Source organism: Paenibacillus chungangensis (assembly GCF_042675905.1).
GTDB classification, from domain to species: domain Bacteria; phylum Bacillota; class Bacilli; order Paenibacillales; family Paenibacillaceae; genus Pristimantibacillus; species Pristimantibacillus chungangensis.
On sequence record NZ_JBHTJZ010000021.1, the window covers coordinates 112,565 to 133,402 of the forward strand.

The window sequence follows — 20,838 nt, forward strand, 5'->3', positions numbered from 1 at the left end:
TTTCTTAGTATACGGCTGTCCCTCGTGCTTAAGGTGTTCTCCATTCTGCCAACGTTTTCACTCGCCACACTCCGCCAGGGCTTCCTAAACGCCGATGTACATCTTCCGCCTTCTGGTAGAATGACGGCCTGTCGCCAAGGAAAACAACTCGTGTCGGCCAGAGCAGTGTTGCGATATCCAGCAGATCCGCATATCGCAAGCCATTCATCACTTCCGTTGCGGGATCCAGGCCATCTCCATCGCCAGGCATGTGAAGGCTTGCCGGCGCATCCTGTAAAATTACCGTGTCGATGTTCCCGTCAAGCAATGCGGCATACATGGCCACAACGGCCATTTCACCTTTACCGGCAAGCGCGATCTGTTCCTCATCGACATGTGGCAATGATCTCACCGCTCGAATCCCTTGCAGCGCGTCCCATATTCTTATAGAAGCAACCGTTCTTCCCGTCAGTGCCAATGATCTTCTCACGTACCAATTCAGCTCCGGCGACCAGGAAGTCGAACCGATCCCGCGCAAATCAAGCTGAATCTTCAGCCATTTTTCATCCAGTCCTTCGAGAGCTGAGATCGATTCTTGCCTGCGATATTCTGTAGCCGAGCGAAAATATATCGTCGCAGGCGATGGGAAATGCTCGGTGTCCAGTCTTCCTTTCACATTTCCATTCAGCTGTATATCCGTTTCCGTCTGGTAAGAAATTTTATGATGCCAATGATTGCGGTTATCCAGTGATTGCTGCCTCACGACAACGCTTGGCGAAACGGGTTCTTCCGGAAATGTCGCAAAACATTCCGCTTTCAAATCAGATATAAGCTTCTGCTTCGCAAGCTTCAGTTCATCTGAAGAAGAAATCCCGGCAAATTTCCCCGCTTCTGCAACAGGAATAAACCAATCTTGTACAGAAGTTGAACGGTCATTGGCAGGCGGATTGCCTCCAAACACAAGAAGATCATCCTCGGCTTCTGTAATCCCGTCGAAATCGGCGATCTGCTCCAACTCCGCTTCCTGATTTTTCAGATGACGCAGGAACCATTGTGATACGGACTTTCTGGATTCCGGACTATATCCATGAGGTCCTCGAAACTCCATCATCGATATCGCATCTTCGAATCCAAGGTTTTGGTAGAGTACCTTTAATCTGTCGTATACAAGACGAACCGAATCGATTGAAAACAAAAGATCACGGTCAGGCGAAACGATCAACAGCGGCCGGGGCGCGATGAGCGCTCCCCATTCAATCAGCGAGCGGCCATATGGGTTGTTCGGATGTACACAATCACAATGTCCGTTAATCGTCTGCTCGCGAATATGGGAGGCGATGGTCCCCGTTCCGCAAGATGGCGCCACAACCTTGATCCGGTCGTCTGCACAAGCAGTCCACCAGCTCATCGAGCCGCCTCCGGAATTGCCGGTAACCCCCAGACAATCATTGTCCACTTCCGGAAGTTCCTCCAGCAAATCCAGCCCGCGTATAGCGTTCCATACTTCCGCGCCAGCCGGCGTATACCCTTGGCTAATCCAGTTGAAATGCCCATGACGATACGTGCCGTGGTGGATACCTTCCACTTCGCCGAACTGGATCGTATCCAGAATCAGAACGACAAAACCGAGTTGGGCAAATCTTCGCGCATGTTCCTGGTAAGAAACTTTTTGAGTGGGAGAGTGACCGCACAAATAGAGTAAGGCCGGGGCAGGCTGGTCAAGCTCATTCGGAATGTACAAATTCCCTGCTACATAAAGGCCCGGGAGACTTTCGTAATACAATTTCTCAATCCGAAATTCCTCTCTTTGCAAGGTTCCTGTTCGCGTTACATTCAAGTCCGTTCGCGGGGTATGTAAATACGTTTCAATTCCGATCATCTTGTGAAACTCAGTCTGCCGTTGTTTGCGCCAAATCTGAAATTCAGCCAAGTCGGAGAAGCTTGGTAAAGGCTGATCAGTTATTTCCTCTGCAATCCGTATCAGATAGTCTGTTATATGCATCGTACATGTTCCCCTTTCTCCGTAAAACAGATCGTCCGCAACGCCCTGCTAGAAGGTGCGGCAGACGATCCGTTTCAGGTTGCAACAAAATCAGGCTTGCTCAGCTCCAGAAGGCCCTACTTCAATAGTCGTAATGTCTGAGGATGAGCTGCGGACCATTGATGTTTTCTTTGCTGTGAAGATCGATGAAAACTCCTTCATCCTCCGTGTCCAGCATGAAGGAGAACACTCCATCGGACATCCCGCTCTGCACATAGGGGGAGACGTCGAGATCCCAAAACTGTTCGGTCCCGGTGAATTGCAGCGTGCCGACAAGCGTCCCGGACATTGGAGCTGTATTCCACGTTATGCCGGACTCGCTCCATGCATGATCTGATAGCACGTGAATATTCAAAGTTGCATGGTCGCCATTCGTCCCACCATACAGTCTTAAAGTCGCACGATCTACGTCCTCAAGCGCTGGTAGCTGAAATTGCACATATCCCTTTCTTCTCGTATTGGCATTCGGTCCTTCGTAAATTCGGATTTGATTAGCGCTTCCATAATTGTTATCCGCATGTATCCCGCCCCGCACACTGGCATCGTCTGTAGGCTCGACCGTAACATACTGAGCCAGCAACTCTCTCACCATTTGTTCCAAGGTTTGCTTGGCGTCCGCTTCAATATTCTGTTGCATAGGCGGATTGTTCATATGCTTCAGGAAATCTTCCAGATGCTTGTATGCTTGTGCTATTCGGCCAGCTGAATAGTGATGCTGGACTTGAGCCATGCGATTGGTCAGTTGGTTAACAAGAGGGCCTCCCACATCCCCGGAAGCAATATAAGCTTCCAACTGTTCCTGAAGCTCTTCCAATTTGACTATCTCTGGATCTTCTGAATCAGATAATCTCAACTGAATGATTCCCATCTTATAGTTGGTAGATTCCTCATGTTTCCCAATGTTTTCAAAGCTGATTTGATTCATTCCTTGCTCCAGCAAGATCGTTCCAAGCGACTCAAATGTCGTATTTGCGCCAGAAACAGGGGAGTAGAAATCATAATCCATCAAAGGTTCCCCATTGATCTTGATCGTATAGATGCCATAACTTGCAGCTTTGAAACTTTTCAAACCTAACTCAAATTCTGCAGTCCGTGGGACTTCAAACTCAAAAGTGATCGAATGGCCTTCTTCCGATGCTTCAAACTGTACGGTATTGGAAGCCGCAAAAAAACGTGTGGTTGTACTCTGATCGGTCATATTCAAATCATTAAAGTTATAGTCTATCCATGGAATCTCGCGAACGGAAACTTGCAGCTCCGCTGTTTTTTTGACTCCATTGAGGAACACATCCACCTCAATCACTGCCGTACCCGCACTAACTGCAAATACTTCCCCTCTTTCATTAACGGAAATGACTTCGGGATTACTGGAACGAAGTTGCTTGAATGCACTAGACAGATCTACAATTTCACCACTACTTAGCGTTCCTTGCAGCGTATAAACCAACCTGTCACCCACGATCAAGTTCGTTTCTTCTGCATCAATGTCGACAGATTGTAATACTTCCTTATTACTTCCTGTAATATCGTCGATATAGAACGTATGCGTTCCCGTCCACTTTTTCGCAGGATAGAACATCATCTCCGAAGAACCGTCCCCATGGAAGATAAAGCCGGGGTCATGATCCGCAATGGAAATAATGGAATGCGCGCCATCCTGGATAATCTCGTCAATGCGATATCCGCGCGTGCTTTGATCAGGATGGGTCACCACAATATATTTGCCCGCCATCGTTTCAGAAACTTGTGAATTTGTGACAAATCCGTTGTAGGCATCCCCGTCTGCGCGACGCATCGTACCCGATACATTGCCCTCCAACGTTCCTTCGCCTTCGAGTGTATCAGCTCCTGATTGCAGCAAGTCACCTCCCACGAGATGCATGTCCCGGACTTCTCCATCAACCACGCGAACAAAGCCCATCTTTCCTCGCATCTTGAGATCTCCTGCTTCTAGCAGTTCATTCGGATGGTTCGAGCTAAGAATGTAATCTGTGGTATTGCCGTATGTGACAGCAACTGCCACATCACCTTCCCTCAACTCCCCGCGATCGATAAGTTCAATGTTATCAATGTTCGCTTCTTCTCCTGAATAAGGTTCCAGCAGGGTCACAAACGTACTTCTGAGATCATTTCCGTCTCTGCGCAACACATACTTGGGCATGTAAAATTCTTTCAAACGATGATTTAAATCCTCACTTCGCCCATTTAATCGGGTGGCACGGATCGAGGGGGACTCTCCGACAAAGAGTTCATTTTGCCCGTCTTCCACAAATCCGGTAATTTTCAACTTCGCTTTTTCTTGACCGTCTTCTTCCGTGTGGAGGGTTAATTCATATTGGCCGTTATCCACGTCGCCTTTTTTTACATTTTCCAAATACATGTATCCATAATACTGACCATCAGCACTTCCGGTATCATACTCGGTTGCCGGTTCGATCACATTCGTACCTTCAGGGTAGAAATACGGACCATATTCCGTTAGCGGAATATCCGTTTCGAACGCGGCATCGCGGTTGGCGTCGCCGTTCAGCGTATATTCATGACGGTCGCCACCGGCCACTCGGAAGATGTCCAGAATATACCCTTCATTGTTTGCAGCCCCTTCAAACCCAATGAACCAAGGTTCCCTTTCGTATTGGCTCGTTTGCAAATAGGCGGACTCCTGGTTGGCTCGTACGACCTGAACCTCTTCATTAATCGGAGCGAACACGGATATATTTCCTCCATGTATAGCTTCACCAGATGTGTTCATATCCTTGCTGTCCACCAACACCGTATTGTGGGCAAACGTCGTGTTGAACAACCTGCGATACCTTGTGTAAGAGTATCCAATATCCGGCAATAACTCCTGACCTTCTGCGTACAGACCCAAGTTTAACGGATCCCAGTGATTATGACCATATTTTGGCACAAAATTCATATATAACTGTGCTTGAGCATCACCTTGTCCCCGGGTCAATTTACTGATCCCCGATGCCGGCAACAGAAAGGAACCCGTATTCAAAAGTGGATTGGACTCCTTTGAAAATGCCCACGTGTCCTGGATCGGCATAAATTTCCCATCCGGATAGGTCAGCATCCGTGAAAGCACTTGCGATTTACCTAACGCCGGAAACAGTTCACCCATATCCAGGTTATCAAATCGTGTGCCGGAACGCGGTGAAACATAGCCCTCTGGATCACTCCAACCATTGATCATTTCTATTCCTTCTACTAAACCATTGATCGACTGCTTATGATAGTCTTGCGTGATTTCCTTCCAAAACCCATCAGAAAGAAATTGATTGGTAAAGAAAGTTTCCATTAAAGCTGCGATTTTATGTATAAAATCAGGTTCATTCAGGACACGTGCCAGCGTAATGTACCCTTTCCACAACTGCTTATCCATATTGGAATTTACAATCGGGTACGATTGGACAAATTCAATTTCCGGACGGAAGACATCTTCGATAAGTTTCTCTTCCACATCTTCGCCCACTTCATTACTAAGCAATTCGAATGCGTTCGTTTTTCGCACTTCATGAAACGCTTCGACCAGATGACCTAAATTATACAATTCATTGAAATGCCATCTGGTCAAAATACCACCCCAGAACGGATTGGGCGGGGCATTCTCTACGTCAATCGGATAATTCCGCCAAATAAAGTCATTAACAGGCACATATCCCGGATAAAGCTCCGCCCAACGGTATAACACACGAGCAGCGCCGAGCGGATCATTCTTCGCCAAATTTCTCGTAGCTATAAGTGCATATTCCCTCTGTTGAAACCACAAGTGTCCCGACACAAAATAACGTCGTCCCTGCTCATCTTCGTAATAAGGATACTCCACCTCTTCTCCCCGTTTGTTCGTCACCGTCATGATCTTGTCCTCCGGATACTCGTCATTGGGATAGACGACCTGATCTTTGACCGTGACTAACTGGAACGGATTGGATGGACTCCACTTGTATACCCCATCTGTTCTTTCCTCGCCATCATGCGGGATGCCAGAAAAACGGAATCCCATGCGATCGGGAATAATAGCGAGCAAATCTTGAACTTGTTGCGAAGCAGGTTCATATTCGATTTGTGTTTTCTCGATCACAAGTTCATTCGAATACCGTTCATTGCCCGCAGAAATCATTCCCCTCTGATCAAAGGAAACAACGGCGTACCGTGGCTCTTGATCAGAAGAGAGCAACATAAACAGCTGGTATGTCCCTTCCTCCCTGGGCACGGGATGCTCGAACGTAACATGAACCCGATCTCCGATCGTGTCAACTTGAACATGATCTACCTGGCTCATTTGACCTTGTGGGTCTCGCCAGCTCAATGCTAATTGATCCGCTGTCACAGTTAATTGTTCCAATGTGAAAACAAGCTCTTTCTCTCTGAAACTTTTATAGCCCAATCCAATATCTTCAGGATACCAGGGAGAAATCATGTCACTGCTGCTTACGCCCCAGATATCTTCTATGGACGGTTGAGCAAAGAACAGACTGCCCATTCTTCCTTCATAAGAAGCATAGAAGTTCAAATTGTAAGCGCGCATCGTTTCACGATTCGCGTCTGAATCGGAGTCTCGAAAGGAAGTTGTTCTTACAGGAGCCCATGTGCTTACGGGGGATGCCCCTTCCCGGAAGCGAATCGCATTAAATCTCCATTCTTCCCCGGGCTCGATCTGTTGCACACCCAAAGTCGAGAAGGGAATTGCCAGCTCGGCGCTCCAGGAACCATCTGCCTGTATTGTTGCAAGCGAGTAATCTCCAGGAAGGATGCTTGCACGGCGAGGTTCCCGATGCTGCTTATCCCAGAACACTTCATACTTCAGACCAGCTTCCGTTTCTGTCGCACGGTTAGAGATTGGGATGGATATTTGATAAAATGATTCCGCCGTTGCATTCGGACTCAAGATCAACTCCATCTGTTCGAAGAGCTCTTGTGCTTCGTCCTCACCTTCAGGAGGCAAGGCATTCACGCCAATATAGAAATTGTTCGCATCGTAAGCCAAGCGAACTTCCGTCGTGTAAGCTGCCGCTTCAGCGGAATATACTTGAACAAAATCACTCAATTGAACGGCATTCGACCACATCTCGTCATCAAGCACCCCATCAATTAGAGGAGTTTGCGCTGTGCCGGACAGGACTGCCCAGCGATCCGTCTGTACGACATCTGCGAACCCTTTTTCTGCTTCCTGAGCAACGACTGACGTTCCGAAACTTAAGGACGTTATCACCATGACGAAAACTGTAAACAAAGTAAAATGTCTTTTCATTTTCTTCATTATAATCGTCTCCTTCTATTGGCTAAAGTTCAGAATTCTGCACATCCGCTCGCTCAACCTTTAACTGACCCGATCAGCACCCCTTTTACAAAGTACTTCTGCAAAAAAGGATACACCATTAATATAGGCAAAGTACCTACCATAATGGTCGTAAATTTCAGCCCTTGATCGACCATTTCCTCATCACCGCCGTTCATTTGTCCGGTTAATAATCCTGTTTCCAGCAATCTTCGAATGATGACTTGAAGCGGAAACAAATTTTCCGAACGCAGATACAACAGTGCAGACATAAAGTTGTTCCATATCGCTACGGCAACGAACAAACCGATCGTCGCAAGCGCCGGCTTGGACAAGGGCAACACTATGCGAAGCAGCACGCCAAAGTCATTCAGCCCGTCCATTTTGCCTGATTCAATTAATTCATTGGGAATTCCCATAAAAAAGGTTCGCATCACAAACAGAAACCATGCACTGAGCGCTCCCGGTAAAACCATCGCCCAGATCGTATCCATAATTCCAAGAGATCTGACGACGAGAAAGGTAGGGATCATACCTCCGCTGAAGAGCATCGTAAACACGATCATTAACGTGACGCTCTTACCGAAAATCAATCCTTTTCTTGAGAGTGGATAAGCCGTTAAAGCTGTTAACGCAATCGCAATGGCTGTTCCTAATACAACATACAGGATCGTGTTCCGATAGCCGCGAAGCACGTTAATGTCACTGAGCACCGCCTTATAGGTGGACAAGGAAAACCCCTTCGGAAAAATCGTGACCTCATTGCGGAGCACAGCAGCACTGTCACTGAGTGATACAGCCATCATATAAATGAACGGATAAAGCATCGACAAACTCAGCACCGACAAAAAGACGATATTGGCGTAGTCAAACCAGGTCATTTTTCGATTTACCATAAGCTGTTGCCCCCCGCTTTCCTGCCCATATAATTGGCCGCCACGACAAAGATCAAACCGATCACGCCGGTAAACAAATCAATGGCCGTCCCGTAGGAATAATTGCCTTGCGTCAGTCCTACACGGTAAACATAGGTCGCCATAATGTCCGCCTTTTCATAAGTAGCGGGGTTGTAAAGCAAATACACTTTCTCAAAGCCTGTCTCCAGCACATTCCCCACCCTAAGTATGAATAAAATCACAATAGCTGGAATAATCCCGGGAAGCGTTACATGAATCGTCTGCTTCCAGCGGCTTGCCCCATCTATCGCTGCAGCTTCATATTGACTGGGATCGATCGTAGTCAGCGCAGCGAGGTAAATAATAGACCCCCATCCCACTTCTTGCCAAATATCCGAGGCGATATAAATCGTTCGAAACCAATCGGCTCTTTGCAAAAAAGCGACAGGGTCAATACCGAACTTACCCAAAAACAAATTGATGATACCGTTCGTAGGTGATAAAAACATGATCACCATACCGGTTACGACGACCGTTGAAATAAAATGTGGCATATAGCTGAGTGTCTGAACAAAACGTTTGAACAGATGGATCCGTACCTCATTAAGCAGTAACGCCAGAATGATAGGTGCAGGAAACCCCCACACGATGCGATAAATGCCTAGCAAAAATGTATTGCGAATAATCGGCCAAGCGTCCGGATTGTTAAAAAACATGTTAAAATAACGCAGACCTACCCATTCACTGTCCATAAACCCGGCAAAAACATTAAAGTTTTTAAAAGCTACCAGAACTCCAAACATAGGAAGATACTTAAAAATCAAGAAATATACTACACCAGGAATGAGCATGTAGAGAAGAATCCGATCATGCTTAATTCTCTTTATGATGCCGTGGCTGTTTCTCATCCACTTTCCTCCTTGCTCGCTTATTGGCGCCGGATTCAGGCAGACTGAATCCGGCGCCGATTCTCAAACATGCCCCTAAAGCAGTTTAAAAGTTTTTCATACGTTCAAATGCTGTTTTGTATAGATCCAGTACTTCCGGAAGTCCCAACCGTTCCATTTCCTGAACATATTGATCCCATTCCGAGAGCGGGCGATCACCAAGAATAAATCGGGATACTGCAGTTTCTCTGTACTTGCCGAGTTGATCTTCCAGAACGGCCAGCCTTTCAGTCTCTATTTCATTAAAGGATGGGACAATGTCCTCCGGATAGATATACTCTAAAACCTCCTCATAATAAGGCAGATACTCTTGTGGGAGTAAGCTCATTGTCGCTTCCGAATCAAACTTTCCGTAAGCGCCAAATCCTCCAATTCCGGTTGCTTGTCTCAACGATAAAGTATCCTCACCGACAATAATCTGCTTCCGTCCATCGACAATATCCCAGGTTTCACCTTGTTTCCCCCAGCTCACGATCTCCGAACCTTCATCTGAAAACATAAAATCGACATAGTGAAGAGCGGCGTCCAGATGCGGTGAATTTTTAAATACGGTGAATCCGCCAATCATATAACTCATATTGGCCAGATACGCCGGTCCGTCAGTCCCTGCCGGAGGCGGCATCATCGCCAATTGCGCTCCTTCGGTCTGCATCGCCTCTGTCAGCGTCTGCATCCGGCCGATGTAATCAACGGTAATGAATGCCCTGTCTGTGGTCATCACTTCACTCCACTGCTGTACTGTGGTTGACAGGAAATCCTGATTCATCAGTCTTTCGGTATAAAATTGATTGAGATAGCCCAGCATATCACGGTACTCATCTTGTACCTGTCCGAACATAAGCTCATCAGTGCCCAATCGGTAACTAACATTTTGGACAATCCCGAATGATGGGAGCATGCGATGGTCGATCGTCCCGAAATGATCTCTGAAGGTCAACGGAGAACTATCCGGATACAGTTCTTTCAATGTTCGCAAAACTTCATGAAGTTCATCCCATGTGGATGGTATTCCAATATCATGCTTTTCAAAAATATCCTTTCGGTACATCCACACCAGATTGTTGCCATAGCTCAAACCGTCGGTAATCGTTTGATACGTTTTCCCATCATAGTTAGTGGCTCTTTCCTTCAAGTCCGGCCTTTCTTCCCAAAAAGCTTTCAGGTTAGGCATTTGATCCAAATACTCATTAAAGTCAACCAATGCTCCTTGAGAGCCGTATTTCTTAGGCAAGTTATTCGCGTTCATAAAAATGATATCAGGAATATCCCCTCCAGCCATAGCAAGAGCAAGCGAGTCTGCATAATTGCCTGCCGGATATTGTCCGTCTATACGGATATTTGTCGCTTCAAAAATATTCTGATATACCAGCAAATCATTATTGAATTCAGCAGCGTTCGTCATTAGACTGACTGTGACCGGTTCAGGCAGCTTAAAAACGCTTTCATTTCCTTCGACAGCATTGGGGCTGCTGGCGTCCGGTGAAGCTTCCGATGAAGCTTGCGGACTGCTTGACGGACTTGAACTTGGAGGAGAACTGTTTGAACATGCGATGAAAATCATACAAAGGATGATGAACATGGAAGCCGTCAGGATTCCTCTTTTTTGAACTCTTTTCATTTTTACACCCTTCCTTTTCATTTTTTATTGGTATAAGATTGGGTCTGAGCAGATGAGCTCACTCTCACTTGCTCTATGGGCCTGCACTCATTCTAGCTACTGCCCTCAGGCTGCTCAAGACTTAAAACATTGGTTTAGCGCCTTTTCTTGCAATAGTTAAAGAATAGATACCCGGTTAAATAATTGGGACTTTCCCCAGTTGCAAAGCACAAAAGGTTACCGCAATCAGGACGTCGAATAGATAGTCAAGGACAAAAAAGCGATCGCGCCAACATCGAAGGAGGTTTATTCATGAAACCGCTTTCCCTATTTAATCGGTTATTGTTGAGTTTCTTTGCTATTACGATTTCACTGGTTTCGCTTTTTTCCATTTCTTTCTACATTATAAAAAACAAATATCAGGATCGAATGATCTCCTATAACCAAATGAACCTCAACCGAACGGTCGAACAGTACGAATATACGTTCATGGCGACCAGAAATGTGATGTTGAGCCTCTATAATACAGAATCGATTATAAGTCTTAATTCCAGCTTGCAGTACGATTCACGGAAGTTGAATCCGTTGAATGTAAAAGCTATTCATACTGAACTGAATGATGCGATTCGAAACAACCCTCATCTGCGAATCGAAAACATCTATGTGGTGTTTCAAAACCCTGACTCCGTGCTCTCCAAGCGCGGGATGACAGATGCCAACCTGATCTTTGACCGATACACATTAAATCCAAGCCGATTCTCCAACTCACAATGGCAGGAGATTTTTTCACAACCCGATCATTTCGAAATTACGAATGCAACATTAAACCCGTCTGTGGTGGATGTGGGTAATCATGATATCCCGGTCATCGCCCTGATTCTCAAAAATCCGTTTATGAAAAATCTGTTTATGATCGCTTTTATTAACGAAAGAGAAAGTACCCTTCATTATCATCACGAGTTCAGCTCCAACTTCTGGATTCATGATCGTACGCAACGTGCAGTCAGTCATACATCGGACACCTTATTACAACAAGATTTTATCGACTATTCACGCATTGGCGATTACTACTATTTTGCCCAAGAGGGGCCTTCTACCGGTCTGCGTTATACCGATCAAGTGCATCGAAGCCTGGTAGAGCAAGAATTGACCGAATTATATTTCCTGCTGATTCCCGCGTTGATTGCCGCTTTAGCCGTAAGTGTATTCGGATCGGTCTTCTTCAGCCGATTAATCAGCAATCCCGTCAGACATATATTGCAAGCGATCAAAGACCCGGTATCGCATGTATCCCATTCCATCACGGAATTCAAATCGATCAGCCGCCACTTGCATGAGAGCGGTTCCTTGCTCAATTACTATGCATTCACGAACAGGCTGAAAGAAATCAGGACACCGGGCATGTCTTCTTTTCCAAGCGATTTTACAGATATGCCTTATCTATTTATTGTGATTGATGTTTTTTTCCAACCGCAAATGTATGCGGAGCCCACGTTCAAGGAAGAGCATGCGCGCTCCTTTATTTGCGAATTTGTGCGCCAAAGTTTATCTGGGCAGACATCATTGACCTTTCAAATGGACAAGCAACAAATCTCATCTATTGTTTTCTTGCATAAGTCGGACAACTCTGAACCCTATCAAGAGCAAATTGACAACCTCTTGACTCCAATCGCCAATACGTTAGAGTGGGACAGCCACAATTGTATTTTCACGATAGGCATCAGTGATGTATGTCATGATTCCGACTCTTTAACGAAAGCATTCCAACAAGCGCAAAACCGAGTCCAGCTTCGTCAACTGAATGATCAACTACAAATCATTGATTACAACGAGAAACCCGAGAACGTATATCTGACGCCCGCTATGGAGCAAGAATTACAGGGATATATCTCATCGGGCAACGTGACCAGAGCCAAGGATTGGATCGCCGACAAGTTGTCCAGACTGGCATCCAGGCAGGCTGCACGCAAGCAGTACAAGCTTCTCGCCCATCTGATTATCAATAAAATCATTCAGATCATACACCCTCTCGGTATGGCCACTTCAGACGCCGAGGAGGCATTGAAGAAAATGGAAAGCTGTTATAGCTATGAACAATTTCAAGCTTTGCTAGATGAGGTCCTTGAAGGGGTCACTAGCCAGCTTCCGGAGCGACGGCAAGAGGACTGGATTGCATTCGTCATCGACTACTTGAACCAAAACTATGACAAAGAAATCTCCCAAGAGATGATCGCCGACAACATGAATATTACGACAAGCTACCTGTCCACCTACTTCAAGGAAAAAATCGGCATCAACTTTAAAGATTACCTAAATCAACTGCGCATGAGCAAAGCGAAAGAGTTGCTTGCCTCAACCGATCAAAAAATTCAGGATATCGCAAGCCAGGTAGGCTACCAAAGCAAAAATCCATTCATTCGCATGTTTCGTAAATATACAGGCTTGACCCCGACGGAATATCGCAAAGAATACTCCAAGCAAGAAGAATAAAACGATAATTCGACACAGCGATCCACTATCGTTGCCAAAAAAATACCGCCCATCTTCTATAAATAGGAGACGGGCGGCAATCCATTATCGCTATAACTGCTTCAATGTGAACTATACTTCCACCGTCACGCCGCGCTCCTCGAAGATGCGAATGACGACGCCGAGCGCGCCGAGCGACTTCGGGAATCCCGCGTAAGGCAAGCAATGCATGACCGCTTCCACGATCTCATTCGGCGTCAGTCCCGCATTCAGCGCGGCATGGATATGGAAGTCCATCTGATCCACCGCTCCCTGCGTCACCAGGGACGAGATGGTAAGGAGCGAACGCTGCTTCAGATCGAGCCCCGGCCGCGAATAGAGCGAGCCAAACGGGAATTCCACGACCAGACGCGCCATGTCCGGGCTGAACTTGGCGACACGCTCCACCGTGCCCTCCATCACATCCGGCCCTACCATCTTGCGCAGCATCTCCATGCCTCTCTCATAAGCTTTCGAATCCATTGCCTGTTCCGCCTTTCTTCTGCTTCACTGCTCTATCGATCAGCTTGCTATTATTCATTGCTCTAGTCGTCTATCAACCTATCTACGCTTCTACTCTATCACTCTCATAACGTCCGTTATTCCATACTGAGCAATCTTGTCAGAATGGGCGGAATCTCCTGCGGATCGACCATCACTTCCACGACCGTCGTACGTCCGCTCGTCATGCCTGCCTGAACCGCTTCTACGATAGATGCAGTGTTCCGGCAGCAATATACATCTGCGCCCATGGACGCCGCGAACCCGCACACATCGAGCGGTCGCTCATAGACGGCGCCAACTGCGCGCCCTGTATTGTAGGACATTCCCTTCTCTACCATATCCAGACGGCCGTTGTTCAGCACGAAGAAGATGACACCTGCCCCATGATTGACCGCCGTCGAGATCTCCGTGCCGTGCATCAGCATGCAGCCGTCGCCTGTAATGCAGACGACCGTGCGATCCGGACTCGCCAGCTTGGCGCCGATGGAATAACCGATCGCCGCTCCCATGGCGATGAACACTTCGTCGAAGTAGAACGTTCCCGCCTCCACAATGTCCAGATGCTTCACCGCATAGAAGGAATGGCTGCCCGCATCGCCGAACAGCAGGGCGTCATCCGGCAGCGCGGCGCGTAGCGCCTTGAATGTGTCGTGAGCAGACAGATATGTATGATCTCCGGTATCCGGCCGGAATGGCGCTAATGGCAGCGGCCGGTAGTCTTCTTCCCGCCTTCTCGCACCCGCCAGGGCAATGACGCCCTGCAGATTCCGCTTCATATCGCCGAGGACAATCTCCGTCGGCGCCTGAACGGACTTCCCGGCGAAGGTGAGAGCATATTCGAATTGCAGCACGCGCTCCGGCTCCATCTGCTCTGTGAAGCCCGACAGCGACATGTCGCACAGCTTGCTGCCGACGACGACCATGAGATCGATGCCCGACTTCATGTAGTCCATCGCTTGCTTCGTTCCACCCAGGCCGTAACCGCCCAGGTAGAGCGGATGCGTCGTCGGGAAGGCCGCCTTGCCGCCAGGCGCGGTCACGACGGGAATTCGCCAGTGCTCGGCTAGCACCTGCACTTCCTCCAGCGCGTCCGCCATCATCGCTCCCTTGCCCAGGAAGAGCACGGGGCGCTTCGCTTGCTCCAGCATATCAGCCGCCCGCTCCAGATGATCCGATACGAGAGTGCTCGCATAATCAGGAAGAGGAATATGGAAGTCCTCGATCTCCTCCATCAGCACATCGAAGGGAATGCACAGATGAACCGGCCCCTTCTCCCCAGCGTACGCTCTCTCCATCGCATGCCGGAGATAGAGCGGCAACAGTTCGCCGCGCTCGATGCGAGCGCTGAACAGTGTGATCGGTTCGAACATCTTCACCAGATCCGTCCCGAATTGACTGGAGTCCTGACTGAGCGCCCGACCGGTATCCTGCATCGACGGTTGCCCGGTAATGAACAGCACGGGCAACTGGAACTCTCGCGCTTGTCCGGCAGCTGTGATCAGATTCGTCCCGCCCGGCCCCGATGTGCCTATCGCCACGCCGAGATTGCCCGACTCCAGCGCATAGCCGGATGCCTCATAACCGCATCCCGTCTCATGACGTCCCAGCACATATTGAATTTCCTGGCTGTCCAGCTCCAGCATAAGTGGCGAGATAGACTTGCCAGGAATGCCGAACACGTGCTTCACTCCCCAGCTCTTCAGATGATCTACGATAATGGAGTATATCTTTTTCTTCATCATTATTCCTCCGTCCGCATAATATTAACTCCCATTGCTGCCTAGCATCGGCGCCAATTCATCGGCAGGCATAGGGCGATAGTAATAATAGCCCTGCACCTCCCGGCACCTGAGTCGCTTCAGATAATTCAGCTGATCTTCCGTCTCCACGCCCTCGGCGATGACGTCAATCCCGAGGTTATAAGCCATGGCGACGATTGTCGCAACAATATCAGCGTCGATGGAGTCTGTCATAATGTCCCGTACGAAGGATTGATCAATCTTCAACCTGTCGATTGAGAAGAGCTTCATATAATAGAGATTGCTGTAGCCTGTGCCGAAATCGTCGATGCAGATGCCGATACCCAGCTTCTTCAGCTCTCCCAGTACCTCGATAGCGAAGTCCACATCCATCGTCATGGACTCCGTAATCTCCAGCTCCAGCAGCCGCGGTTCAAGGCCGGTCTCCTGCAGAATCTGCTGCAGATTGTCCACCAGATCCCGCTTGAGGAACTGCCTGGTAGACAGATTGACAGATATCTTGATCGGCTTGTAGCCCGCGTCAATCCACGCCTGATTCTGCTTGCATGCCGTACGGAGCACCCACTCTCCGATGGCGACGATAAGGCCCGTCTCTTCGGCGATCGGAATGAACTTGCCTGGGGGAACGAGTCCGAGCGTCGGATGATTCCAGCGCAGCAGCGCTTCCACACCGATCATCTCGCCTGTCTCCACATCAATCTGCGGCTGATAGTACAAGATGAATTCGTTATGATGCAGCGCGCGGCGAATGGAATTCTCCAGCGTCAGCTGCTCCATGCCCATGCCGGACTTCTCCGCCTTGTACAGCTCGTAATTGTTCTTCCCGGAATCCTTCGCCAGATACATGGCCATATCGGCATGCTTCATCAACGTCTCCGCATCCGACCCGTCTTGCGGGTAGAGGGCAATTCCAATACTGGCCGTTATATAGAACTCATACTCCTCGACAACGAACGGGACGTCGAAGACGCCCATCACATCTTTTGCGACCTGAACAGCCTCCTCCTGATTTTTAATGTCTCTAAGCAGTATGGTGAACTCATCGCCTCCCATTCTCGATACGATATGCTTGGTCGCCCTGGTGCAGTCCCTTAGTCGGTCTGCTACATGCTTCAGCAACGTATCACCGTTGTTATGACCCAAGTTGTCGTTAATCTTCTTGAAGCTGTCCAGATCGAGGAACATGACGGCGAACAGGCTATTACCGTTCTTAGACGATTCCAGCAGCTTGCCCAGATGTTGCGTGAAGTATCTTCGGTTAGGCAGTCCGGTCAGTTCGTCATGATAGGCTAGATAATTAATCCGCTTCTCAACCTTGGAGCGCTCCGTGATGTCCCGGAATTGGGCGAATGCCCCCATAATATCCCCATTCTCATCATAGATAGGAAAAGCGTCGAACAGGCACACGACCTTCTCGTCCTGTCCCTTGGGCTTGATGCTCAGCTCCATATCCTCGTAGACCATGCCGTTGTGGAGCACCTCTCCGATATATTGGCTGACCTTCAACTCCACGATGGACCTGTTCAGCACGTCCTGCTTCTTCAGATCGGTAATGTATTCTGCGAACTCGTTATATTCGGTAATATTGCCGTCCCGATCAGTAATAATAATGCCGTTCCTCGTCGTCTCGATCACGATCTGATTCAGGATGTGAAGCCGCTTGTTCTGCTTCTTCAACATCAGCTCCCGCTCGATGGAATCCACGACCGTACACAGCATCGCCAACAGGAACGGATTATGCTGATCGATCGTCGTCATGACCGTAATCGTTCCCAGCAAGTCGCTGACGTCCGTATATTGGAACGGAACGGAATAGCAAGCGCTGTTCTCAAGAAAATGATAGAAGTGATCGCCGCCGATGAGTTGTATCGGCAGACAATGTTCCAATGCCAGATTTATACTATTGGTCCCAGCTTCCTCCTCAATGAATTGCAGACCTTCCCTAATGCCGGACTGGTTCACAATATTCTTGATCGCCTCGTCGCCGGCCATCTCCAGAATGCAGCCCTTCTCATCAGATATCAGGATCAGCAGCGGCAGTCCCTTCATCAATTCCAGCATCTTGTTCACGAAGAAATGAATGACCGACAGAATCTCGTCGTACTCTTCCCTCTTGCGTTCTAATTCTTCGTTCGTCAAGACGTTTGAGAAGTCCGGTACAGCACGCGGATTTATGCCTAACCTGTTACATCTTTCTTTCGAATTCTGTATAAGTATCTCGATATTCATCCTGCGCCTCACTTCCGACTTTCACAAAATGGTGAAATCCCAAGCGGTCTAAGTGATCGTCACGCAATCGCTCGCAATGAAACGAAAAAAGCCAGCGAGCAGACTATCCTATGTAGTCGTTCTGGCTGACGTTATGAATAACCGCTTTTACATTGTCTATTTTACTTCACTAAAGTATAACGATCAACAAGAATATGCATGAATTAGGCGATTATTCGCATATATTCGTCACTTTCATCGTCTTATGACGAACGATGGACGAGGTTGTGGATGATGATGGATAAATTTTGCTTGATTGGATCAAGCTATGCAAGATGGGAACGGCTCGTTCCCGCAATTATCTTGGAAGCAGTCGAAAGGAGAAGCTCATGAAGCAAGTACGTGAATTGATGTCGGAAGATTGCAAAACGGTGACGCTTCAGGACAACATCTACGAAGCGGCCGTCATCATGGCGGAGAACGATATCGGCTTCGTGCCGGTCGTCGATCAAGGTAACGGAAGCTCGTTGATCGGAGCCGTCACCGACCGCGATCTGGTCGTGCGCGGCTATGCGCAGAAGCGCCCCGGCTCTTCGGCGATCAGTGAAGTGATGAGTGACCACCTCATCTCCACATCGCCGGATACCGATGCGGAGGAGGCAGCGGCCATTATGGCGCAGCATCAGATTCGCCGTCTGCCGGTGGTGGAGAACGGCCATCTCGTCGGCGTCATCGCGCTAGGCGATCTGGCGCTGGGCAACACGACGGAACAGAATGCGGGACAAGCGTTGAGCGAGATATCCGAGCATCACGATCAGCAGCACTTGCACTAAGGGCAATCCCTGCGGCATCGCCGGCTTTCGCATTTGAATGAAGAAGAGACCTGCAGCCTCCGCTGCAGGTCTCTTCTTCATTGCGACGTCCACCTTGCCTACCCATCTATGCCTTCCAGGCCGCTTATGCTAACATAGATATACCGACATATTCATTCACCATTCGACACTCGCATCACCCATTCACACTCAATGAGGACACAGCCGATGGATACTCCACTTACCGTATATCTCACACTTGTAACCGCCTCCGGATCGCTTAACTTCTTGCTGGGCTTGTACGCCTATGCGAAGCGTCATGAGCTTGTAGCGGCCCGTACCCTTGTCGCGATCACGATCCTGCAAGGCATCTACATCTTCGCCTTCGCCTTCGAGCTGTCCGGGGATAATCTGGAGGTCATCAAGCGCTGGATCACAGTCGAATATATCGGCATTGCCTATACACCGGTAGTCGGTCTGCTGCTCGTGCTGCAATATACGAGCCGGACGCCCCCGCGCGCAGCCCTGTACTTGTTATTCCTCATTCCCACTGTCACCTTGCTGCTTGTCGCGACGAACGATTGGCACCATCTCTTCTACAAGTCCGTCTACTTCCGGCCCGGCGCCTACACGCCGCTTGTCGATGTGCAATACAGCTACTGGTATATCGTGCATGGCGCTTACACCTTCAGCTGCCTGCTCGTCGGCATCGTCTTGCTGCTGAAGCAATGGCGGGGGACGAAGAGAACGTATAAGGGACAGCTTGTCGCGTTGCTGGGCGGACAGCTCATTCCGATCGTCACGACCTTCTTGTATGTCATCGGCAAGACCCCTTACGGTATGGATCTTATTCCGTTCGTATTATCGTTGACGACAGCGCTGTATATATGGGCGATGCGTTCCACCGGACTTATGACGATCTCCCCCATTGCGAAGGAGCATATCGTCGAGAGCATGCGTGAGGGCGTCATCGTCCTGGATCTGAAGGACCGGTTGATTGACTACAACGCAGCGGTGCGCACAATGTTCCCCGGCCAGTGGCAGATCGCCATCGGCAAGCCGATGGCCGAGCTGTGGCAGGACCTCATCGGCTTGAAGGGACCATTGCCGGGGGCTCGGCCGAACGGCTCGGAGGGCATGCAGGAGATGAAGCGTCCGGATGCGCGTACAGGCGCTTGTCATTACTACCAGGTCCGCTACTCCGCCATTCGCAATCGCAGCGGCGACACTGTCGGGAAGCTGCTCATGTTCATCGACATTACCGAGCTTAAGCAGCTGCAGGAGAAGCTGAAGGTGCAGGCCTATTACGACGGACTGACCGGCATCTTCAATCGCACGCAATTCATCCTCCGCGCCAGAGGGCTGCTCCAGAGACACCGGACTCGCGGGATGGCGGCTTCCGTCGTGCTGTTCGATATCGACTGCTTCAAGGAAGTGAACGATACGTACGGGCATGAGACCGGCGATCGTGTCATTCAGCATGTCGTCTCCGTAAGCCGGCGCTTCGTCACCGGCGACATGCTGCTGGCCCGCTACGGCGGCGAGGAATTCGTGCTGCTCTTGCCGGAGATGGAACTGGGCGATGCGGCTGCCTATGTAGAGGGGCTGCGGGCGTCGCTAGCAGCGGAATCCTTCCAGGCGCCGGACGGCCCCCTCAGCGTCACAGCCAGCTTCGGCGTAGCGGCGCTTAGCCCGGACTGCGAATCGATCGAGCAGCTGCTGCGCCATGCCGACGCCGCGCTATATGAGGCCAAGCGAGCGGGACGGAATAAGGTTAGCCAGTGGCGTCAACCTTGATGTCGCCTACCTTCACGCTGGCTTGCAGCTGCTTGTCGCCGTTCCCGATCTGGCCGACCTTCTCGCTGCCCGTCTTCACTTCATAATCCACATTCCGGAGACTGTCATCCGCCTGGCCAAGCTCGCTTCGCAAGTCCAGCCGGGCGCTCTCCGGCTCTTCCTTCAGACCGATGCGGATGCTGCCCACTTCCGCACTGGCGATCAGCTTGTTCGGGAAGTCGGCATTCTCGACCGATATCTCCCCCATACGGGATGTCAGCTCCATATCGGCCGATACGTTCCGCAGCTTGATCTCGCCTACATCCACATCGATGAGCAGACTGCCTGCCTGCACATCCGTCGCTATAATCTGCCCGAGATTGTTCCGGATGCGCAGCTCCTCGTACAGCTTGTCGGGCAGCTGATTATTTCGCTGTTAGGACAACACCGATTCGCTTCTGAGCAACAGCGATACGCACATCAGCATCACCTTCCATTTGTGACGGGATTCGCACAATAACATCAC

The 20,838-nt window shown here is 49.3% G+C and carries 12 protein-coding genes; 3 read left to right on the plus strand and 9 right to left on the minus strand.

The window, feature by feature from the left end:
- Window positions 1-28 precede the first annotated feature (28 nt).
- From ACFQ2I_RS14065 to ACFQ2I_RS14085, 5 genes are all read right to left on the minus strand, one after another.
- Window positions 29-1,981, minus strand: a complete 1,953-nt coding sequence (locus tag ACFQ2I_RS14065; protein ID WP_377565031.1) for an alpha/beta hydrolase family protein — start codon at window positions 1,979-1,981, stop codon at window positions 29-31.
- Between the two features lie 121 nt (window positions 1,982-2,102).
- The gene (locus ACFQ2I_RS14070; protein WP_377565032.1) at window positions 2,103-7,286 is read right to left on the minus strand and encodes a CBM96 family carbohydrate-binding protein; all 5,184 of its coding nucleotides are present in this window, start codon (window positions 7,284-7,286) and stop codon (window positions 2,103-2,105) included.
- Between the two features lie 53 nt (window positions 7,287-7,339).
- On the minus strand, window positions 7,340-8,200 hold the full coding sequence (locus tag ACFQ2I_RS14075; RefSeq protein ID WP_377565033.1) for a carbohydrate ABC transporter permease: 861 nt from the start codon (window positions 8,198-8,200) through the stop codon (window positions 7,340-7,342).
- Window positions 8,194-9,108 (minus strand): ABC transporter permease, encoded by a 915-nt coding sequence (locus ACFQ2I_RS14080; RefSeq protein ID WP_377565034.1) that lies wholly within the window; start codon window positions 9,106-9,108, stop codon window positions 8,194-8,196. The genes ACFQ2I_RS14075 and ACFQ2I_RS14080 overlap by 7 nt, the downstream gene beginning before the upstream one ends.
- 85 nt (window positions 9,109-9,193) lie before the next feature.
- Window positions 9,194-10,765 carry an extracellular solute-binding protein gene (locus ACFQ2I_RS14085; RefSeq protein WP_377565035.1) on the minus strand — a complete coding sequence of 524 codons (1,572 nt, stop codon included), beginning with the start codon at window positions 10,763-10,765 and terminating at the stop codon, window positions 9,194-9,196.
- Window positions 10,766-11,056: 291 nt separating this feature from the next.
- On the opposite strand from ACFQ2I_RS14085, the gene ACFQ2I_RS14090 reads away from it, so the two are divergent.
- Complete coding sequence (locus ACFQ2I_RS14090) at window positions 11,057-13,234, plus strand: helix-turn-helix domain-containing protein (RefSeq protein WP_377565036.1); 2,178 nt, start codon at window positions 11,057-11,059, stop codon at window positions 13,232-13,234.
- A 111-nt stretch (window positions 13,235-13,345) separates the two neighbouring features.
- Here the strand turns inward: ACFQ2I_RS14090 and ACFQ2I_RS14095 are convergent, their stop codons facing one another.
- From ACFQ2I_RS14095 to ACFQ2I_RS14105, 3 genes are all read right to left on the minus strand, one after another.
- Window positions 13,346-13,735 carry a carboxymuconolactone decarboxylase family protein gene (locus ACFQ2I_RS14095; protein WP_377565038.1) on the minus strand — a complete coding sequence of 130 codons (390 nt, stop codon included), beginning with the start codon at window positions 13,733-13,735 and terminating at the stop codon, window positions 13,346-13,348.
- A 116-nt stretch (window positions 13,736-13,851) separates the two neighbouring features.
- On the minus strand, window positions 13,852-15,495 hold the full coding sequence (locus ACFQ2I_RS14100; RefSeq protein WP_377565039.1) for a thiamine pyrophosphate-binding protein: 1,644 nt from the start codon (window positions 15,493-15,495) through the stop codon (window positions 13,852-13,854).
- 24 nt (window positions 15,496-15,519) lie between these two features.
- On the minus strand, window positions 15,520-17,745 hold the full coding sequence (locus ACFQ2I_RS14105; protein ID WP_377565040.1) for an EAL domain-containing protein: 2,226 nt from the start codon (window positions 17,743-17,745) through the stop codon (window positions 15,520-15,522).
- A 368-nt stretch (window positions 17,746-18,113) separates the two neighbouring features.
- Between ACFQ2I_RS14105 and ACFQ2I_RS14110 the strand changes: the two genes are divergently transcribed.
- Window positions 18,114-18,557, plus strand: coding sequence for a CBS domain-containing protein (locus tag ACFQ2I_RS14110; protein WP_377565041.1), 444 nt, complete (start codon window positions 18,114-18,116; stop codon window positions 18,555-18,557).
- 207 nt (window positions 18,558-18,764) lie between these two features.
- Entirely contained in the window at window positions 18,765-20,333 is a 1,569-nt protein-coding gene (locus ACFQ2I_RS14115) for a histidine kinase N-terminal 7TM domain-containing diguanylate cyclase (protein ID WP_377565042.1), read from the plus strand.
- Here ACFQ2I_RS14115 and ACFQ2I_RS14120 read toward each other — a convergent pair.
- Complete coding sequence (locus ACFQ2I_RS14120; protein ID WP_377565043.1) at window positions 20,311-20,667, minus strand: DUF4097 family beta strand repeat-containing protein; 357 nt, start codon at window positions 20,665-20,667, stop codon at window positions 20,311-20,313. The two genes, ACFQ2I_RS14115 and ACFQ2I_RS14120, sit on opposite strands and share 23 nt — an antisense overlap.
- Window positions 20,668-20,838 lie beyond the last annotated feature (171 nt).

Coding starts and splice junctions, on each gene's coding strand:
- ACFQ2I_RS14100 (WP_377565039.1), bottom strand. CDS start 15,495: ATGAAGAAAAAGATATACTCCATTATCGTAGATCATCTGAAGAGCTGG.
- ACFQ2I_RS14115 (WP_377565042.1), top strand. CDS start 18,765: ATGGATACTCCACTTACCGTATATCTCACACTTGTAACCGCCTCCGGA.
- ACFQ2I_RS14110 (WP_377565041.1), top strand. CDS start 18,114: ATGAAGCAAGTACGTGAATTGATGTCGGAAGATTGCAAAACGGTGACG.
- ACFQ2I_RS14080 (WP_377565034.1), bottom strand. CDS start 9,108: ATGAGAAACAGCCACGGCATCATAAAGAGAATTAAGCATGATCGGATT.
- ACFQ2I_RS14090 (WP_377565036.1), top strand. CDS start 11,057: ATGAAACCGCTTTCCCTATTTAATCGGTTATTGTTGAGTTTCTTTGCT.
- ACFQ2I_RS14070 (WP_377565032.1), bottom strand. CDS start 7,286: ATGAAGAAAATGAAAAGACATTTTACTTTGTTTACAGTTTTCGTCATG.
- ACFQ2I_RS14095 (WP_377565038.1), bottom strand. CDS start 13,735: ATGGATTCGAAAGCTTATGAGAGAGGCATGGAGATGCTGCGCAAGATG.
- ACFQ2I_RS14085 (WP_377565035.1), bottom strand. CDS start 10,765: ATGAAAAGAGTTCAAAAAAGAGGAATCCTGACGGCTTCCATGTTCATC.
- ACFQ2I_RS14075 (WP_377565033.1), bottom strand. CDS start 8,200: ATGGTAAATCGAAAAATGACCTGGTTTGACTACGCCAATATCGTCTTT.
- ACFQ2I_RS14105 (WP_377565040.1), bottom strand. CDS start 17,745: ATGAATATCGAGATACTTATACAGAATTCGAAAGAAAGATGTAACAGG.
- ACFQ2I_RS14065 (WP_377565031.1), bottom strand. CDS start 1,981: ATGCATATAACAGACTATCTGATACGGATTGCAGAGGAAATAACTGAT.